Source organism: Aliiroseovarius sp. B-4 (assembly GCF_056857795.1).
The window spans coordinates 429,620-447,367 of record NZ_JBSXNV010000041.1 but is presented as its reverse complement, the minus strand read 5'-3'; the positions used below and the strand labels follow the sequence as shown (position 1 = coordinate 447,367).

The window sequence follows — 17,748 nt, the reverse complement described above, 5'->3', positions numbered from 1 at the left end:
TTCAACTCAATCTATGTTCGGGGCAGGGGGGCCGCAAGACCTGGTGGCGTGTTGCGGCATCACGAAACCCGGACAAAACAGCGCGGGCGTCCGACAGGATGCCGCCTTGTTCGGCCTGCGCCAACGTATCCGCCGTCCAGGCAGGTCGGGGCAATAGCCGGTCAAGCATGTCGCGCCTGGCGGTTTCCTGTGCGGGCGACAGCGGCAGGCGTTCAGCCGCGCGAAGCAACTCGATCATGTCACAGATGGCGCGCATCCGGCGATAGGCTTCGGCGATTGCCTCCAGCGTTTCGCGATCCTTGCGCCAGCGTTTGCGCGGAAAGATGTGCGTCATCACGTAAGGTCCGGCCCCCTTGCAGTCAAACCGTGCACAGCCCGGAAACCCCTGGTCTTCAAGGGTTTCGTGGATGCGACACAGGTTGTCGTCGCCAAGATGACGGCACGGGGCCAACGCACGTTTGTCAAAAGCGAAATCATCGCCCGCGTCAAAGCCCGGTGCCACACAACACAGCCCTGCGCAGGCGGCGCAATCCGCCACCAGTGCCGACATGTCTTGTGGGTCAGGGGGGGAAGTCATGGATCAGCGATGCGCCTGATCGAACCCGGTGCGGAAGATCTCGGCCAGTTCGTCCAGCGGGGCTTCGGACCCGCCCATCTTTACGGTGTCGCCGGTGAAGCGACCGACCGAGGCGATGGGGATGCCCAGCTTGCCCGCTTCGATCATCAGGGCCTCGGCCTGATCGAAGTTACAAGCCACCAGATAGCGCGCCTGATCTTCTCCGAACAGGGTCGGCGTGTCGGCAGTGTCGAGAGAGACCCCCACACCACCCGCTTCGGCCATTTCGAACGCCGCCATGGCAAGACCACCGTCAGACAGGTCCGAACAAGCCTTGATCAGTTCGCGGTTGGCGCGGATGAAGTCGCCGTGCGCCTTTTCAGCCGCAAGGTCCACATGCGGGGCGTCGCCGTCCTCGCGGTTGAACACCTCAGCCAACAGGGCGGATTGGCCCAGATGCCCGGTGGTCTCGCCAATGACCATCGCGACATGCCCGTCACGGGCCACGCCGTCGATCATGTCGTCAAGGCTGTCCAGCAGCCCAACAGCGCCGATGGTTGGCGTGGGCAGAATGCCCTGACCGTCGGTTTCGTTATACAGCGACACGTTGCCCGACACGATCGGCACATCCAGCGCGGCGACCGCCTCACCGATCCCTTTGATGGCTCCGACGAATTGGCCCATGATCTCGGGCTTCTCGGGGTTGCCGAAGTTCAGGTTGTCGGTGGTGGCAAGGGGTTTCGCGCCCACGGCGGTCAGGTTGCGATAGGCTTCGGCGACGGCCTGTTTGCCGCCTTCAAAAGGATTGGCCTTCACATAGCGCGGCGTCACATCCGATGTGAACGCGATGGCTTTATCAGTTCCGTGAACCCGCACGATGCCAGCGCCTAAACCGGGCGCGCGGACGGTGTCGGCCATCACCATGTGGTCATATTGTTCATAAACCCACTGTTTCGCGGCGTAGTTGGGCGACCCGATCAGGGCCTTCAAAGCGTCGATGGCATCGATCTCGGGAACGTCCGACAGTTCTTCGGCGGCTGGCGTCTCGACCCATGGACGATCATATTCTGGCGCGCGACCCGACAGGGGGGACAGCGGCAAATCGGCTTTCACTTCGCCATTGTGCATGATCAAAAAGCGATCTTCTGCAAGCGTTTCGCCAACAATTGCGAAGTCCAGATCCCACTTTTCGAACACAGCACGGGCTTCGGCCTCTTTTTCGGGCTTAAGGACCATGAGCATCCGTTCTTGGCTTTCGGACAGCATCATCTCATAGGCGGTCATGTTGTCCTCGCGCTGCGGCACGTCTTCAAGGTTCAGTTTGACGCCCAAACCGCCCTTGTCGCCCATTTCGACCGCTGAACACGTCAGGCCAGCGGCCCCCATATCCTGGATTGAAATCACCGCACCGGTTTGCATCAGTTCCAGCGTTGCCTCCATCAGGCGCTTTTCTGTGAAGGGGTCGCCGACCTGCACGGTGGGGCGCTTGTCTTCGATCGTGTCGTCAAATTCGGCCGATGCCATGGTCGCCCCACCAACGCCATCGCGGCCTGTCTTCGCGCCCAAATACACAACGGGCATTCCCACGCCGGAGGCTGCGGAGTAGAAAATTTTGTCGGTATCGGCCAAGCCTGCAGCAAAAGCGTTCACAAGGCAGTTGCCATTATAGGCAGGGTGAAAGCGAACCTCGCCGCCTACATTGGGCACACCGAAACAATTGCCATAGCCGCCGATACCTTCGACCACGCCGTTCACGAGTTGTTTGGTTTTTGGGTGATCAATTTCGCCAAAGGACAGCGAGTTCATCGCCGCAATGGGGCGGGCACCCATGGTGAACACGTCGCGCAGGATGCCGCCAACACCGGTGGCCGCGCCTTGGTAGGGTTCGATGTAGGACGGGTGGTTGTGGCTTTCCATTTTGAAGACCACAGCTTGTCCGTCACCGATATCGACGATACCCGCGTTTTCGCCGGGGCCGCAGATCACCTGAGGGCCATCGGTGGGCAGGGTGCGGAGCCATTTCTTCGAGGATTTGTACGAACAATGCTCGTTCCACATGGCCGAGAAGATGCCAAGCTCGGTGAATGTCGGCTCGCGACCAATGATTTCGAGGAGCAGCTCGTATTCGTCAGGCTTTAGCCCGTGCGCTGCAATCAGGTCCTCGGTGATCTTCGGCTCGGTCATGCCCGTTTCCCCCTTAGGCTTTGGTTGGCGCTTTTTATGCGATGCGTGCGTAATGGGAAAGAGCAAAGGCGTTGGCTGCAAAGGCCGAAACCGGCGCTTGCGAAAAAAAAGGCCGGGCAAAGCCCGGCCAAGTCCAACAGGGAGGTAAAAACCGACTAGAGCAAAGCTCACCATCGGCTTTGGATAAGAATTAGGTTTCTCAGCGGGGCGGATCAAGGGAAATTGCTGCATTGCAGCTATGCAAAATTCGCATGCCTTCGCAGATAAAACGGGACGCAATCGCGAATAAGTAGAGTTGTAGCGCGATATTCCCTGACTTTAGAGCAGGTTATGGGGGGATTTGGGTCGACGTTTGTATACAATGCTGTGCTGCGTCCCTATTTAGGGTGTTGCGAAAAAACACCATAATTCTCGGGTCAGTGTTACGTCATCAGCGAAAAAAGCTAGTCCTGCCGGCCTTTGCGATGCTCGATCAGTTCTTCCACCACGAAATCCCGAAAGGCTTCGATCCGCTTGGAGGCGCGTAATTCTTCGGGGTAGGCAAGGAATACGGGAATCTCTTTGCTTTCGACATCAGGAAGCACCCGTTGGACGCCGGGTATGTCTTGCGTGACATAGTCTGGCAGCATTCCGATGCCAAGATTGTGCAGGACCGCCTGAAGCACACCGAAGTAATTGTTTACGGTCAACAAGGACTTAACATCATAGGTCAGCAGTTCCCGCGCAAGATCCGCGCCCGCCCGGACTTGCGCAGATGAGGTATTCTGACAAATCAACCGGTGTTCGGAAAGGTCTTCCAGCGTTTCGGGAATGCCATTTTTCTCGAGGTATGCTGGCGTTGCATAAAGCCGCATATGCACATCCATCAGACGCTTGCGGATCAAGTCAGCCTGGCTTGGCTCTTTCATGCGAATCGCGACATCGGCCTCGCGCATGGGCAAGTCGAGCACATGCTCTTCCAACATCAGGTCGATTTTCAGGTCAGGATATTTCTCGTACAGTTTCGGCAGGCGCGGGGCCAGCCAAAGCGATCCAAAGGCAGTGGTCGTTGTGACTCGCAATTCGCCGAACACTTCTTCCTTGCTGTCGCGAATGCGTGCGACAGCGGCTTCGATCCGCTGATTGATTGACCGAGTGGCGTCAAACAGCAGCTCGCCTTGTTCAGTGAGAATCAGCCCACGCGCATGCCGATGAAAAAGCGTGGCATTCAGGCTTTCCTCAAGCGCCCGGATTTGTCGGGACACAGCAGACTGCGACAAATGCAGTGTATCACCCGCATGGGTCAGTGACCCGGCATCCGCCACCGCGTGAAATATTCTGAGCTTGTCCCAATCCATACCGAAAGAACCACAATTTGTTAGCGCCAAAAACTTGCACAGTGTTATCATCAGAAACGTGATGAGTTCCAGCACGGATTATGATGCGATTTGAATTGATAGGTCATAGCCTTTGACCTATAATTGACCTTATCCAGTTTCACTGTAACGTATTGGGAGGTGCGTCATGGGCAAGCCAGACATCACTCTGAACGACCGATTTGATCTGACCAAGAAGCATGTTCTGTTGAACGGCACGCAGGCCCTGGTGCGCCTGATGCTAATGCAAAAGGAGCGCGACCGGACCGCCGGGCTGAACACAGCAGGCTATGTGACCGGTTATCGGGGATCGCCACTGGGGGCCGTGGATCTTTGGATGGGCCGTTCAAAGAAGGTGTTGGAGCCCAATGATATCAAATTTCACCCAGGCCTGAACGAGGACCTTGCTGCCACCGCGCTGTGGGGCAGCCAGCAGGCCGAACTGCGCGGCGAGGGCACACATGATGGTGTCTTCGGGCTGTGGTATGGCAAGGGGCCGGGTGTAGACCGAACCGGCGATGTGATGCGACACGCGAACATGGCCGGCACCAGCCCGCATGGCGGCGTGCTGATGGCGATGGGCGATGACCACACCGGAGAAAGCTCGACGGTGCTGCACCAATCGGACTGGGCGATGGTGGATGCGTATATTCCGGTGCTCAGCCCCGCAGGCGTGCAGGAAATTCTGGATTATGGCATTTATGGCTATGGCCTGAGCCGGTTTGCTGGGGTCTGGGCAGGTTTGAAAGTGATGAAGGATACGGTCGAGGCGACCTCGGTCGTAGATGGCGACCCGAACCGGATGAAGCTTGTGACGCCCGAGTTTGATATGCCCGAAGGCGGGTTGAACATTCGTTTGGCTGACCAGCCGGTGCCGCAAGAGGCGCGGATGATCGACTATAAACGGTTTGCGGCTGAGGCCTATGCCCGTGCCAACCGGATCGACCAGCGCAAATGGGGCAAACCGGGCGCTAAAATCGGGTTTGTTGCGGCGGGTAAGAATTGGCTTGATCTGGTGCATGCAATGGGCCTGCTGGGCATTGATGAGGTCGAGGCCGAACGTCTGGGGATCACGACCTATAAGGTGGGTCAGACTTTTCCGCTGGATATGGAAAGTTTCCACGAATGGGCCGAGGGGCTGGACCTGATCGTGGTGGTCGAAGAAAAGCGCAAGCTGATGGAAGTGCAGATCAAGGAAGCGATCTTTGACGACCGTGACGGCCGGCGCGTCTATGGCTGGCACAAGGGCGACACGTGGGAAAACGGACGTCGGTTGGAACTTTTCCCGACCCGCTATGCGCTGGACCCGATCATGATTGCCGAGAAAATCGGCGACATTCTGATAGAAGAAGGACGCGGGACCGAGTCTGTGAAAGCGGGCCTGACCATGTTGGCCGAGGCGAAAGGCGCTGATAACGCGCCTAACATCGCCGCGCGCCTGCCGTTCTTCTGCTCAGGTTGTCCACACAACACATCGACCAAATTGCCGGAAGGGTCGCGCGCTTATGCGGGAATTGGCTGTCACTATATGGTGCAGTGGATGGATCGCGATACAGTTGGATTCACCCAAATGGGGGGAGAAGGTGCGAACTGGATCGGCGAGGCGCCGTTCTCGAAAACCGGGCATGTGTTCCAGAACCTTGGCGACGGGACGTATAACCACTCGGGTAATCTGGCGATCCGGGCCGCGTTGGCCTCCGACGCCAATATCACCTACAAAATTCTCTATAATGATGCCGTCGCGATGACCGGCGGACAGACCAACGAAGGTGGGCTGGATGCCGAGCGTATCGCGCGCGAAGTGCAAGCGATGGGCGTGAAGCACATCTTCCTTGTCTATGATGACAAAGAGGATGTGGACTTGTCTGCCTTCCCGAAAGGCCTGTCATACCACACCCGTGACGAGTTGCTGGACGTCGAAAAAAAATGCCGCGACATCAAGGGTGTGTCTGTCATTCTTTACGTCCAGACCTGTGCGGCTGAGAAACGCCGCCGCCGCAAGCGTGGACAGTTTCCTGACCCTGACAAGCGCGTGTTCATCAACACCGACATCTGCGAGGGCTGCGGCGATTGCGGGGTGCAGTCGAACTGTGTGTCGATCGTGCCAGTGGAAACCGAACTGGGTCGCAAGCGCGCCATCGACCAGTCAAGCTGTAACAAGGACTTCAGCTGTGTGAACGGCTTCTGCCCCAGCTTCGTGACCGTCGAAGGGGCCAAGCTGAAGAAAGCGGCCACGGTCGAGGTCGATCTGCCAGATCTGCCAGCGCCCACGCTGCCCGCAATTGACGGCACGTTCAACACGGTGATCACCGGGGTTGGCGGCACTGGCGTCGTGACCATTGGCGCGATCATGGCGCAAGCCGCCCATATCGACGGCAAGGGCGTGGGCATGATGGAAATGGCTGGTCTTGCGCAGAAAGGTGGCGCCGTCACCGTGCATTTGCGCCTGGCCGAGAAGCCCGAGGACATTTCCGCCATTCGTGTGGCAACAGGCGAATGCGACGCGCTGATCGGTTGCGATCTTGTTGTGTCGGCAGCTCATACAACCCTGGGTTTGACAAAAACCGGGCGCACCGGCGCTGTCGTGGACAGCCACGAGACCATTACGGGGGAGTTCACCCGCAACACCGATTTCGCCATCCCCGGCGACCGCCTGCAACTGTCGCTTGAGGCGCGTCTGCGCGAACGTGTGTCAATGTTCGACGCGACCGAGTTGGCGCGGGTGTTGATGGGGGACAACATCTTCTCCAACATGATGGTTCTGGGCGCAAGCTGGCAGGCGGGCATCGTGCCGCTGACCCATGACGCGCTGATGTATGCAATTGAATTGAATGGTCAGGCCCCTGACCGAAACAAACGAGCCTTCGAACTGGGGCGTTGGGCAGTGCTACACCCGGAAGATGCCGAAAAGACGGTTCTGGGCGAGATCGTTGATAAGCCCAAGACACTGGCCGAGATCATCGCGTTCCGCGCCGATCATCTGACCACCTATCAGGATGCGCGGCTGGCCAAACGCTATCGCGCTTTTGTCGACCAGATGCCGGAGGCGCTGAAAGAACCGGTGGCAAAAAGCTATCATAAGCTCCTGGCCTATAAGGACGAATACGAGGTGGCGCGCATGTTGTGCGATACCCGCGCCAAGGCCGAAGCCGAATTCGATGGCGATCTGAAGCTGACTTATCACCTTGCCCCGCCGATCCTGAGCGGGACTGATGCCAGCGGACGGCCGAAGAAACGCGGCTTCGGTGGTTGGTTTGAAACCATAGCCCCATGGCTTGCCAAGTTGAAAGTCCTGCGCGGCACACCGTTTGACCCGTTTGGCCGGTCCGAAGAGCGTCGCACCGAACGCGCCCTGATCGCCGAGTATGAAGCGGACATGAGATCCGTCGTGGCGGGTCTGACCGATGAAAATCTGGCGATTGCGCAAGAGCTTGCCGCGCTGCCCCTGACCATCCGTGGCTTTGGGCCGGTGAAGCACGCCAATGTAGAGAAAGCCGCTGAGCGTCGTGCCGCGTTGATGGCACAATTCGACGGCAAGGCGCCGTTGGCGCACGCCGCTGAATGACTCCGCCTGCCGCTGCGACGCCGCACCTGGGCGGAGAATCGTCGCAGCGCGCAATCGGTGATGGATTTACGCGAAAAACGGTCCTATGGCTTGCACCAGAACAACACGGACGGGACCATAGGGAATGGCTGTAGGGGTATTCGATTCAGGGCTTGGTGGACTGACGGTGCTGGATGCCGTGGCGAAACGCTTGCCTGATGTGGATTTCGTCTATTACGCCGACAGCGCCCATGCACCGTATGGCGTTCGAGATGCAGATGACATCTATGACCTGACCACCACCGCCGTTCAGGCCCTTTGGGACGAAGGGTGTGATTTGGTCATTCTGGCCTGCAACACCGCCTCCGCCGCCGCGCTTCGGCGGATGCAGGAAAGCTGGATTCCAAAACACAAACGGGTTTTGGGGGTCTTTGTGCCGCTGATCGAAGCCCTGACCGAAAGGGATTGGGGCGACAACTCGCCTCCGCGCGAAGTGGCTGTAAAACATGTGGCATTGTTTGCCACACCAGCGACCGTGTCCAGCCGGGCTTTCCAGCGTGAACTGGCCTTTCGAGCCATCGGGGTCGATGTCGAAGCGCAGGCCTGTGGTGGCGTCGTCGATGCGATCGAAGAGGGCGACATGATCCTGGCCGAAGCGCTGGTGCGCAGCCATGTGGATGCCCTGAAGCGCAAGATGCCCAAGCCCGAGGCGGCCATTCTTGGCTGCACTCACTACCCGCTGATGGAAGAGGCGTTCCAGGCCGCGCTGGGTGACGACGTTCAGGTTTACAGTCAGGCCAATCTGGTTGCAGAAAGCCTTGCTTATTATCTGGACCGGCACCCGGAGATGAAGGGCGCAGGCACTACGTCGAAGTTCCTGACCACAGGCGATCCAAACCGCGTGTCGAACAGCGCGACCCAGTTTCTGCGACGTAAGATCACGTTCGAACCGGCCTGATTGAAGCCGCCCTTCAAAACCACTACATCTTTCGACGAACCCGCAGGAGGTCTTGATGACCCACAAAATCGCCATTCTGGGCGCGTCCGGATATACCGGCGCTGAGCTTGTCCGGCTGATTGCCACCCATCCGACGATGGAAATCGTCGCCTTGTCCGCTGACCGTAAGGCAGGAATGGACATGGCAGATGTCTATCCGCATTTGCTCCACCTCGATCTGCCCAAACTCACCACGATGGATGAAATTGATTTCGCCAACGTCGATCTTGCCTTCGCAGCTCTGCCGCATGGGTTGAGCCAGGCACTGGTGCGTGATTTGCCCAAGACCGTTAAAGTCGTTGATCTGGGCGCAGATTTTCGGCTGCGCGATCCGGCGGAATACGAGAAATGGTATGGCGCACCGCATGTGGCGACCGAGTTGCAGAAAACCGCCGTCTATGGCCTGACCGAGTTCTATCGCGACGAGATTCGCACTGCGCGACTGGTGGCGGGCACAGGTTGCAATGCCGCGACCGTGCAATATGCGCTGAGACCGCTGATTTCGGCGGGGTTGATCGACCTTGACCGGATTATCTGCGACCTGAAGAACGGCATTTCGGGGGCAGGGCGGTCCCTGAAGGAAAACATGTTGTTCGCCGAACGTTCGACCGATGTGCAGGGATATGCGCAAGGTGGCAAGCACCGGCATCTTGGTGAATTCGATCAGGAGTTTTCACTGTTGGCCGGTCGCTCGGTCCGGATCATGTTCACACCTCACCTTGTGCCTGTGAACCGCGGCATCCTGGCCGATTGCTATGTGGACGGGGATGCTGTAAAAATTCACGCGGCTTTGGTTGAGCAATATCAAGACGAGCCGTTCGTGACTGTGCTACCCAAGGGCCAACTGCCGGGTATGGGGCATGTAATGGGGTCGAACCAATGCCATCTGGGCGTTGTCGGCGACCGCGTGCCGGGGCGTGCTTTGGTTGTGTCGGCGCTGGATAATCTGTGTAAGGGTTCATCCGGTCAGGCGATGCAGAACGCGAACCTCATGCTGGGCGAAGACGAAAAGACAGGGCTGATGTTGCCGCCGGTCTTTCCATAAGAGTTTGAAAAGGAGCCGAATATGGCTGGTTTGAAAAATCTGAAGAAAACACGACGCATCCAGATCATCCTGCTGGCATTTGTCGCACTCGTGATTTCGACCGGGTTGATCGGATATGCGCTGAAGGACGGGATCAATTACTATCGTTCGCCGACCGAGGTTGTGGCCGAACCGCCCAGCGAAGACGAAGTGTTTCGCATGGGCGGATTGGTTGCGGACGGAACATTGGTGCGCGGGCAAAGCGAGACAGTGACCTTTTCGGTAACGGACGGCGCGGCGGTTGTGCCGGTTTCCTATACCGGTGTGCTGCCGGATCTGTTTGGCGAGAATCAAGGCATGATCGGCACCGGTAGCTATGTAAACGGAACGTTCCAAGCCACGGAAATCCTTGCCAAACACGACGAAGACTATATGCCGAAAGAGGTTATCGACAGCCTCAAGGCAACGGGCGTTTACGTCGAGCCGACCTCTTGATTTGAGATTTCTTAACGCTTCTTAACCAGCCTGTGCCTCGTATTTCTTATGCGGGGTTAGGCGCGGATGAAAAGCGTAGAAGACATAGCGACCGAAATAGTCGCCCGCGAGGGCGGCTATGTGAACGATCCGGATGATCCGGGCGGGGCGACAAAATACGGTGTGACCATCCACACCATGCGCCGGTTGGGACTTGATCTGGATCGCGACGGGCGGATCACCGCAGACGATGTGAAGCGGCTGACCCGCGATCAAGCCCGCGACATCTTTCTGAGGCATTATTTCCGAAAACCCCGGCTGGCGGAGCTTCCGCAACCGTTGCAGGCCACGGTCTTCGATATGTATGTGAATGCCGGCAGAAATGCGGTGCGCATTCTGCAAGAACTGTTGCGCAAGATGGGCTATGAACTGGCGGTGGATGGGGCGCTTGGCCCGCAAACGCTGGGGATCGCACGTGATGCGATCTTGCAGGCACCCGATCATCTGGTTGACGCCTATGGAATCGAGCGGCGCAACTATTACTACCGTCTTGCTGACCGGCGCCCAACCTCACGAAAATATGCCCGTCGCCGGGATGGTGGAAAGGGTGGGTGGATTACCCGCGCAGAGGCATTCCTGTCGGCCAAGTATCATTTCTCTGACCAAGATCACCGCGAAAGGACCTCCGCATGGGGCTGATTGGAAACGTCTTGACCATTCTATTCGGGCGCAGCGGGAACCTTGTGCGCGAAACCGCAGAAGTGTTTCGTGAAAACACCGAGGCAGCCGCCATTCGTGACAGTGACGCACAACAGGCTGCCATCGACGCTTTCCGTGCCGAGTTCATTGCCGGCCAGGGCGGATGGTTCAATCGCTTCATGGATGGCGTGAACAGGGTGCCTCGACCGGCTCTTGCGCTGTCCACGTTGGCCCTGTTCGCAGCCGCCATGATCAGCCCAGACTGGTTTGCCGCGCGAATGGAAGGTGTCGCGGTCGTGCCTGAACCGCTGTGGTGGCTGATGGGAGTGGTGGTCAGCTTCTATTTCGGCGCGCGATATCAGGTGAAAGGGCAAGAGTTCCAGAGGGCGATTGCTGCGAGCTTGATGCGGGACCTGGAGACAGCGCGCGTTCAATCAGATCGCGGCAAGCCACCGTCGGTGTTCAGGCCAGAACCCCTAGCCCCACAAGAAACCGTGCAAGCGGCGCGCGCCGGTGCGCAGGTGGACATCACCGACAACGCGGCGCTGGCGGACTGGCAGGAGTCATCGCGTGGCCTTTGACGTGCTTATGAATCTGGTCGCCGAACATGGGCCCTGGGTGCTGTTGGTGTTCTATCTGCTGTACCGAGACTTGCAGAAAGATCAGGCGACGCGAGCGGTGTTGGACAAGAACTCATCCATCCTGATCGAGATCACGACGATCATCCGCGAACGTCTGCCCTCCGCCGGGGGGCGGGTCGGATGATGGCGGTGCTTTGGCGGCTCAGATGCTGGCTGTGGGCAATTCTGGTGGGATCAAGATTCCAGCGATCAATTGAACAAAACAAACATGCAGCTGCCGAATTGGACGCTGCTGTGCGAGAGGTCTTGCAGAAATGAAACAAGCATTCGGTTTAATGATGTGTCTCGCCATCGTTTTGCAACTTGGCTATCTGGTGGCGGGATATGATGCGATGTACCAGATCGGATATGGCGCGATCACCCTGATGGGGCTGATGATTTCGCTGACATTTCTGTGGCTTTACGTTCAGCGTGCGACACCATTGGCGCTGGGCATGGCCTATAGCTGGTCAGGGGCAAGCCTTGTTCTGGGTTGGTGGTGGATCTTTGCACTGGCGGGTGAGCCAGCGATCATGTCACACAGCGCCGCGCATTTCGTCCCCCTGGCCCTGTACCTGTCGGGTGCTGTTTTGCATTTCAGTGTCATTCACCGATCCTTCGGGTGTCACGGCACGACATTTCTGTGGCCGGTGTTGGCGGCGGTGGCGGTGTCGACGATCATCTATCTGGCCCTATGACGACCAGGAACCCGTGACCTGACGCCGCAGAGGGCTAGGCCCCATTCGCGACTCCCTGTATGGTCACGATCATGAATATGGGATGGCCGCGAACATGATTGCAGAGCTCGGACATTTTGCGCTGATCCTGGCGCTGGGCGTGGCGGTTGTGCAGATGATCGTTCCACTGATTGGGGCACATTATGACTGGCGTGGCTGGATGGAACTGGCAGTGCCGGCGGCAACGATCCAATTCCTTCTGATCCTTGCCTCGTTTCTGGCATTGACCTATGCGTTTGTGACGTCGGACTTTTCGGTTCGACTGGTCACGCTGAATTCGCATTCAGCCAAGCCAATGCTTTACAAGGTGTCGGGCGTTTGGGGCAATCACGAAGGCTCGGTTCTGCTTTGGGTGTTAATCCTGTCGCTGTTTGGTGCCACGGCCGCGTGGTTCGGTGGAAATCTGCCGCAGCGGCTGAAGGCGCGAGTGCTGGCGGTGCAAAGCTCGATCGCAGTGGCCTTTTTGGGCTTTGTTCTGTTCACATCGAACCCGTTTCTGCGCATCGAGCAGCCGCCCTTTGACGGTCGCGACCTGAACCCGCTTTTGCAAGACCCCGGTTTGGCTCTGCACCCACCTTTTCTTTACTTGGGTTATGTCGGACTTTCGATGGCGTTTTCTTTCGCCGTCGCTGCCTTGATCGAAGGGCGGGTTGACGCGGCATGGGCGCGCTGGGTCCGTCCGTGGACACTGGCCGCCTGGGTATTTCTGACAATCGGAATTGCCGTGGGCAGTTGGTGGGCTTATTACGAACTTGGTTGGGGTGGCTTCTGGTTCTGGGACCCGGTCGAAAATGCGTCATTCATGCCGTGGCTATTTGCCGCCGCCTTGCTACATTCGGCCATCGTTGTCGAAAAACGCGAGAGTCTGAAAAGCTGGACAATCCTGCTGGCGATCCTGGCCTTTGGGTTCTCGCTGATCGGGACATTTATTGTGCGCTCTGGTGTGCTTACTTCGGTGCACGCGTTCGCTTCTGATCCGAAACGCGGTGTCTTCATCCTGATGATTCTGGCCGTCTTCACGGGCGGTGCGCTTACGCTGTTCGCAGCACGTGCCAGCACGATGGAGGCGCGGGGCGTCTTTGGCTTTGTTAGTCGTGAAAGCGCCTTGATTGTGAATAACATCTTGTTGGCCGTGTCCTCTTTCGTTGTGTTTGTTGGAACCATCTGGCCACTGATTGGCGAGATTCTTGATCGCAAGATATCGGTCGGAGCACCGTTCTTTGAGGCGGCGTTTACCCCTTTCATGGTGGTGTTGGCGCTGATCCTGCCAGTTGGAGCGATGCTGCCGTGGAAACGGGCGAAACTTGGACGCGTGACCAAACAACTTGTGCCTGCCTTTGTCCTGGCTTTGGCGGTTGGGGCGTTGGTCTGGGCGATGCAAACTGGCAAAACAGCATTGGGGCCCATTGGTATGTTCCTGGGCACCTGGCTGATTGCCGGATCATTGGTTGATATCGCCAGTCGCACGGGGCGCGGCGCGGTGTCGACCCGGCTGTCGCGACTGACACGTCTGCCGCGTTCGGACTGGGGCAAACTTGCCGCACATGCCGGTTTCGGGATCACCGTGATGGGCATTTCAGGTCTAATGGCCTGGAGCGTCGAGGACATCCGCGTTGCCGAGATTGGCAAGAGCTTCCCTGTCTCAGATTATGAAATCACCTTGGTCGATGTCACGCAGGAGCAGGGGCCGAATTATCTCTCGACCAAGGCCGAGATGCTCGTCACTGAAAACGGGCGCGAGATCACGACGCTTTACCCGGAAAAACGCGTCTATCCCGTTCAGGCCATACCGACGACGGAAGCCGCTATTTCAAACGGCTTCTGGCGGGATATCTATCTGGTGATTGGAGATGCGCAAGAGGGTGGTGCCTGGGCTGTTCGGACGTTCATCAAGCCTTTTACAAACTGGATCTGGATGGGCACGATGATGATGGCACTTGGTGGGGTGCTAAGCCTGACAGACCGTCGTTTTCGCGTTGCCGCAGGCGCGACCAAGTCACGTATACCGGGAGTGCCCGCCGAATGATACGGGCAGCACTTTCTGTGTTTCTTGCGTTTGCGGTGCTGGGTTCACCGGCGCTGGCTGTCAATCCTGACGAAGTGCTGAGCGATCCAGTGCTTGAACAACGTGCCCGCGACATTTCTGCGGAGCTTCGATGCGTGGTGTGCCGAGGCGAGAATATTGACGAAAGCAATGCCGCGATCGCGCGGGATTTGCGCCTTCTTGTGCGTGAACGTCTTGTCGAAGGTGACAGCAACGAAGAAGTGGTGGATTTCATCGTCGAACGCTATGGCGAATACGTTCTGTTGAAGCCGAATACCACAGGCGCAAATATCATCCTGTGGGCCGCTAGTCCCGTCCTGTTCATCGTTGCCCTGATCTCCGGTACCGTCTATTTGCGCCGCCGCTCGCAAGCCCGTGAAGGCGCTGTGGCCCTGTCAGCGGATGAAGAGGCGCGCTTGAAGGAACTTCTGAAGGACGGCTGATCGTTTCTTACCCAATTGTTTGACCCGGTGATTAGTTTGGTGTTTTTACTCGAATAACGGTGCGTTCACCTTTACCTGACCGATTGGTCAAGTAATCTACCCGAAATTTGCGGGAGGACCGAATGAACTACGAAACGATCACGCTGGACATGACTGATGGTTTGGCAGTGCTGACCCTGAACCGCGCCGATGTGATGAATGCGCTGAACACGCAGATGCGGGCCGAAATCACCCATGCGGTGAAAGACGCCGGTCAGACGGCGCGGGCGCTTGTCATCACCGGGGCAGGTCGGGCATTTTGCTCGGGTCAGGATCTGGGCGACCGGGCAAACGCGGCCCATGTCGATCTGGAACGCACCTTACGTGATGAATACGAGCCGCTGTTGGATGCGATTTACAACTGCCCGATCCCGACCATCTCGGCGGTGAATGGGGCGGCCGCCGGGGCGGGGGCGAATATCGCCTTGGCCGCGGATGTGGTCATCGCCACTGAAAGCGCGTTTTTCATGCAGGCTTTTTCCCGCATCGGCCTGATCCCCGATGCCGGTGGCACCTATTGGATGCCGCGCCAGATGGGGTTCGCCAAAGCGATGGGGGCGGCGCTGTTTGCCGAAAAAATGCCTGCCCGTGAAGCCGCTGATCTGGGTTTGATCTGGGAATGCGTGACCGATGATGACTTCGCCGCCACTTGGCGCAAGCGTGGCGGGCATCTGGCGAAAGGACCGACGCTGTCCTATCGCAACATCAAGAAAGCCTTGCGTGCCTCGATGAGCAATACGCTGGACGAGCAACTGGCGCTTGAGGCGAAATTGCAGGGCGAATGCGGCAACTCGCGCGACTTCAAAGAGGGCGTGCTGGCGTTTCTGGAAAAGCGCAGCCCAAACTACGAAGGGCGCTAGGATCGCGACAACGACCTGAGCCCCTTTCGAGGGGGGTAGGGGTCAATCATGCGCCCGGTCAGCGATCTGGTTGGCAAACTCGTGGTTCGTATCGCGATGGATGGCCTCATCCGCGCGGATGACCAGAACCACCTCGCGCAGGCGGGCATCTGCGGGTAGATTCCAATATTCCAGCGCAACCGTTGGCGCAGGCACGTTGTCCACCTGACCCGCGTCAATCTGTTCCAGATATTGCGTGTAGCTGATGACGGCTTCTTCTTCCAGATACCCGACAACGCGATGTGCGATGCGCGGTGCGAAAAGGTAGAGAAAGAAGTAGAAATTATAAAACACGGCCTGTGTCATCATGATGACAAATCGTTCGAATCGCGTCGGTTTTGCGATCTCGATGAAGGTCATCAGGTGCATCCGTTCGTTTTCCGCTTCGTCCAGAAGCTCGCGGATCCAGCCCTGGTCGTCGCGGATATGCCGAATGGCTTTCAGGTGCTGAAGCAGGCCACCCACCATGCCGGGCACGGCGGCGACTGTTTCAAGGACGACCGCGCGGTGCCCATAGCGGCCCGCGAAAAAACCGTCGGCAAAGACACGAAGGAACTTGACGAAACCCAAGGCGAACCGGTCACGGAAATCCTGCGGTTCGTGATGTGTCTGCTGGAAATCGACCGTCGCTGTATCCAGATCCGAGGCCTGTTTCATGATACCCCTTTCTGCGGAGGCCCGAACCAGACATTAAGGCCTGGAAGACCGGTCCTGCGCCTTGCTGACAGCCGGTGACGACACCGGCATTCACCTTCAAGTTCACAGATAGGGTGTGCAGGCCGCGGTTTTAAGGGCCGCGGCCTGCGTCATTTCATACCGCCTTAGCGTTTTGATACGTCGACATAGTCGCGCGTGGTCGCACCAAGATACAACTGGCGCGGACGGCCGATTTTCTGGTTTGGATCGCCCAGCATCTCTTTCCACTGCGAAATCCAGCCAACGGTGCGCGACAGCGCGAAGATCGGCGTGAACATCGAAGTCGGGAAGCCCATCGCCTCAAGAATGATGCCGGAATAGAAATCGACGTTGGGATAAAGCTTCTTCTCAACGAAATATGGATCTTCAAGCGCGATGCGCTCCAGTTCCTTGGCGACCTTGAGCGTCTCGTTATCCTCGATGCCCAGAAGACCCAGCACCTCGTCAGCGCTTTCTTTCATGACTTTCGCGCGCGGGTCGAAGTTCTTGTAAACGCGGTGGCCAAAGCCCATCAGGCGGAATGGGTCGTTTTTGTCCTTGGCGCGGGCAACGTATTCGGGGATGCGGTCCACCGTGCCGATTTCGCGAAGCATTTCAAGGCAGGCCTGGTTGGCGCCACCATGTGCAGGCCCCCAAAGGCAAGCGATGCCAGCGGCGATACAGGCGAACGGGTTGGCACCCGACGACCCCGCCAGACGCACGGTCGAAGTCGACGCGTTCTGTTCGTGATCGGCATGCAGTGTGAAGATGCGGTCCATCGCTTTCGACAGGATCGGGTTCACCTCGTATTCCTCGCACGGGACTGCAAAACACATGCGCAGGAAGTTCGAGGCATAATCCAGATCGTTCTTCGGATAGACGAATGGCTGACCGACCGAGTATTTGAACGCCATGGCGCAGATTGTGGGCAGCTTGGCGATCATGCGGATCGCGGCAACTTCACGCTGCCACGGGTCATTCACATCGGTCGAGTCGTGATAGAAGGCAGACATCGCGCCCACCACGCCGGTGATGATCGCCATCGGGTGCGCGTCACGGCGGAAACCCGAGAAGAACTTGATCATCTGCTCGTGCACCATCGTGTGGTTGGTCACGCGGCTTTCGAAGTCGATTTGTTCGGCTTCGGTCGGCAACTCACCGTATAGCAATAGATAACACACTTCGAGGTAATGCGATTTCTCGGCCAGTTGGTCGATGGGATAACCGCGATACAACAGCTCGCCCTTGTCGCCGTCGATGAAGGTGATGGTCGAATCGCAGCTTGCCGTCGAGGTGAAGCCCGGATCGTAGGTGAACACATCGCCTTTGGCATAGAGTTTTCGAATGTCGATCACGTCGGGCCCTGCCGTGGGCGAATATATCGGCAGATCCAGCTCTTTGTCACCAAAGATGAGCTTTGCAGTTCCGGTTGGTTTGGCCATCTTGTCTATCCCTTCG

At 57.9% G+C, this 17,748-nt stretch carries 16 protein-coding genes; 11 read left to right on the top strand and 5 right to left on the bottom strand.

The window, feature by feature from the left end; translation table 11 throughout:
• Window position 1: 1 nt before the first annotated feature.
• The 3 genes from AC13C8_RS17525 to AC13C8_RS17515 form a co-directional block, all read right to left on the bottom strand.
• Window positions 2-577 carry a hypothetical protein gene (locus AC13C8_RS17525; protein WP_482848548.1) on the bottom strand — a complete coding sequence of 192 codons (576 nt, stop codon included), beginning with the start codon at window positions 575-577 and terminating at the stop codon, window positions 2-4.
• A 3-nt stretch (window positions 578-580) separates the two neighbouring features.
• A complete protein-coding gene (purL, locus tag AC13C8_RS17520; protein WP_482848547.1) occupies window positions 581-2,740 on the bottom strand; it encodes a phosphoribosylformylglycinamidine synthase subunit PurL in 2,160 nt (719 codons plus the stop codon).
• A gap of 443 nt (window positions 2,741-3,183) precedes the next feature.
• Complete coding sequence (locus AC13C8_RS17515; RefSeq protein ID WP_091429236.1) at window positions 3,184-4,077, bottom strand: LysR family transcriptional regulator; 894 nt, start codon at window positions 4,075-4,077, stop codon at window positions 3,184-3,186.
• 166 nt (window positions 4,078-4,243) lie between these two features.
• Between AC13C8_RS17515 and AC13C8_RS17510 the strand changes: the two genes are divergently transcribed.
• From AC13C8_RS17510 to AC13C8_RS17460, 11 genes are all read left to right on the top strand, one after another.
• Complete coding sequence (locus tag AC13C8_RS17510; protein WP_482848546.1) at window positions 4,244-7,660, top strand: indolepyruvate ferredoxin oxidoreductase family protein; 3,417 nt, start codon at window positions 4,244-4,246, stop codon at window positions 7,658-7,660.
• Between the two features lie 124 nt (window positions 7,661-7,784).
• Window positions 7,785-8,597, top strand: coding sequence for a glutamate racemase (gene murI, locus AC13C8_RS17505; protein ID WP_482848545.1), 813 nt, complete (start codon window positions 7,785-7,787; stop codon window positions 8,595-8,597).
• Window positions 8,598-8,652: 55 nt separating this feature from the next.
• Window positions 8,653-9,681, top strand: coding sequence for an N-acetyl-gamma-glutamyl-phosphate reductase (gene argC / locus AC13C8_RS17500; protein ID WP_482848544.1), 1,029 nt, complete (start codon window positions 8,653-8,655; stop codon window positions 9,679-9,681).
• A gap of 30 nt (window positions 9,682-9,711) precedes the next feature.
• Complete coding sequence (gene ccmE, locus AC13C8_RS17495) at window positions 9,712-10,155, top strand: cytochrome c maturation protein CcmE (protein WP_091432105.1); 444 nt, start codon at window positions 9,712-9,714, stop codon at window positions 10,153-10,155.
• Window positions 10,156-10,221: 66 nt separating this feature from the next.
• Complete coding sequence (locus tag AC13C8_RS17490; protein ID WP_482848543.1) at window positions 10,222-10,833, top strand: holin-associated N-acetylmuramidase; 612 nt, start codon at window positions 10,222-10,224, stop codon at window positions 10,831-10,833.
• Window positions 10,824-11,414, top strand: coding sequence for a holin family protein (locus AC13C8_RS17485; RefSeq protein ID WP_091429244.1), 591 nt, complete (start codon window positions 10,824-10,826; stop codon window positions 11,412-11,414). Before AC13C8_RS17490 ends, AC13C8_RS17485 begins: the two co-directional genes overlap by 10 nt.
• The gene (locus tag AC13C8_RS17480) at window positions 11,404-11,598 is read left to right on the top strand and encodes a hypothetical protein (RefSeq protein ID WP_091429246.1); all 195 of its coding nucleotides are present in this window, start codon (window positions 11,404-11,406) and stop codon (window positions 11,596-11,598) included. The genes AC13C8_RS17485 and AC13C8_RS17480 overlap by 11 nt, the downstream gene beginning before the upstream one ends.
• Before the next feature lie 130 nt (window positions 11,599-11,728).
• The gene (locus AC13C8_RS17475; protein ID WP_091429247.1) at window positions 11,729-12,151 is read left to right on the top strand and encodes a hypothetical protein; all 423 of its coding nucleotides are present in this window, start codon (window positions 11,729-11,731) and stop codon (window positions 12,149-12,151) included.
• Between the two features lie 94 nt (window positions 12,152-12,245).
• Entirely contained in the window at window positions 12,246-14,216 is a 1,971-nt protein-coding gene (locus AC13C8_RS17470) for a heme lyase CcmF/NrfE family subunit (RefSeq protein WP_482848645.1), read from the top strand.
• The gene (locus tag AC13C8_RS17465) at window positions 14,213-14,677 is read left to right on the top strand and encodes a cytochrome c-type biogenesis protein (protein ID WP_091429249.1); all 465 of its coding nucleotides are present in this window, start codon (window positions 14,213-14,215) and stop codon (window positions 14,675-14,677) included. The genes AC13C8_RS17470 and AC13C8_RS17465 overlap by 4 nt, the downstream gene beginning before the upstream one ends.
• 122 nt (window positions 14,678-14,799) lie before the next feature.
• Window positions 14,800-15,576 carry an enoyl-CoA hydratase-related protein gene (locus AC13C8_RS17460; RefSeq protein ID WP_482848542.1) on the top strand — a complete coding sequence of 259 codons (777 nt, stop codon included), beginning with the start codon at window positions 14,800-14,802 and terminating at the stop codon, window positions 15,574-15,576.
• A gap of 42 nt (window positions 15,577-15,618) precedes the next feature.
• On the opposite strand, the gene AC13C8_RS17455 is transcribed toward AC13C8_RS17460, so the two are convergent.
• Complete coding sequence (locus AC13C8_RS17455) at window positions 15,619-16,272, bottom strand: alternative oxidase (protein WP_482848541.1); 654 nt, start codon at window positions 16,270-16,272, stop codon at window positions 15,619-15,621.
• A 164-nt stretch (window positions 16,273-16,436) separates the two neighbouring features.
• Entirely contained in the window at window positions 16,437-17,732 is a 1,296-nt protein-coding gene (gltA, locus tag AC13C8_RS17450; protein WP_091429254.1) for a citrate synthase, read from the bottom strand.
• Between the last annotated feature and the right edge of the window lie 16 nt (window positions 17,733-17,748).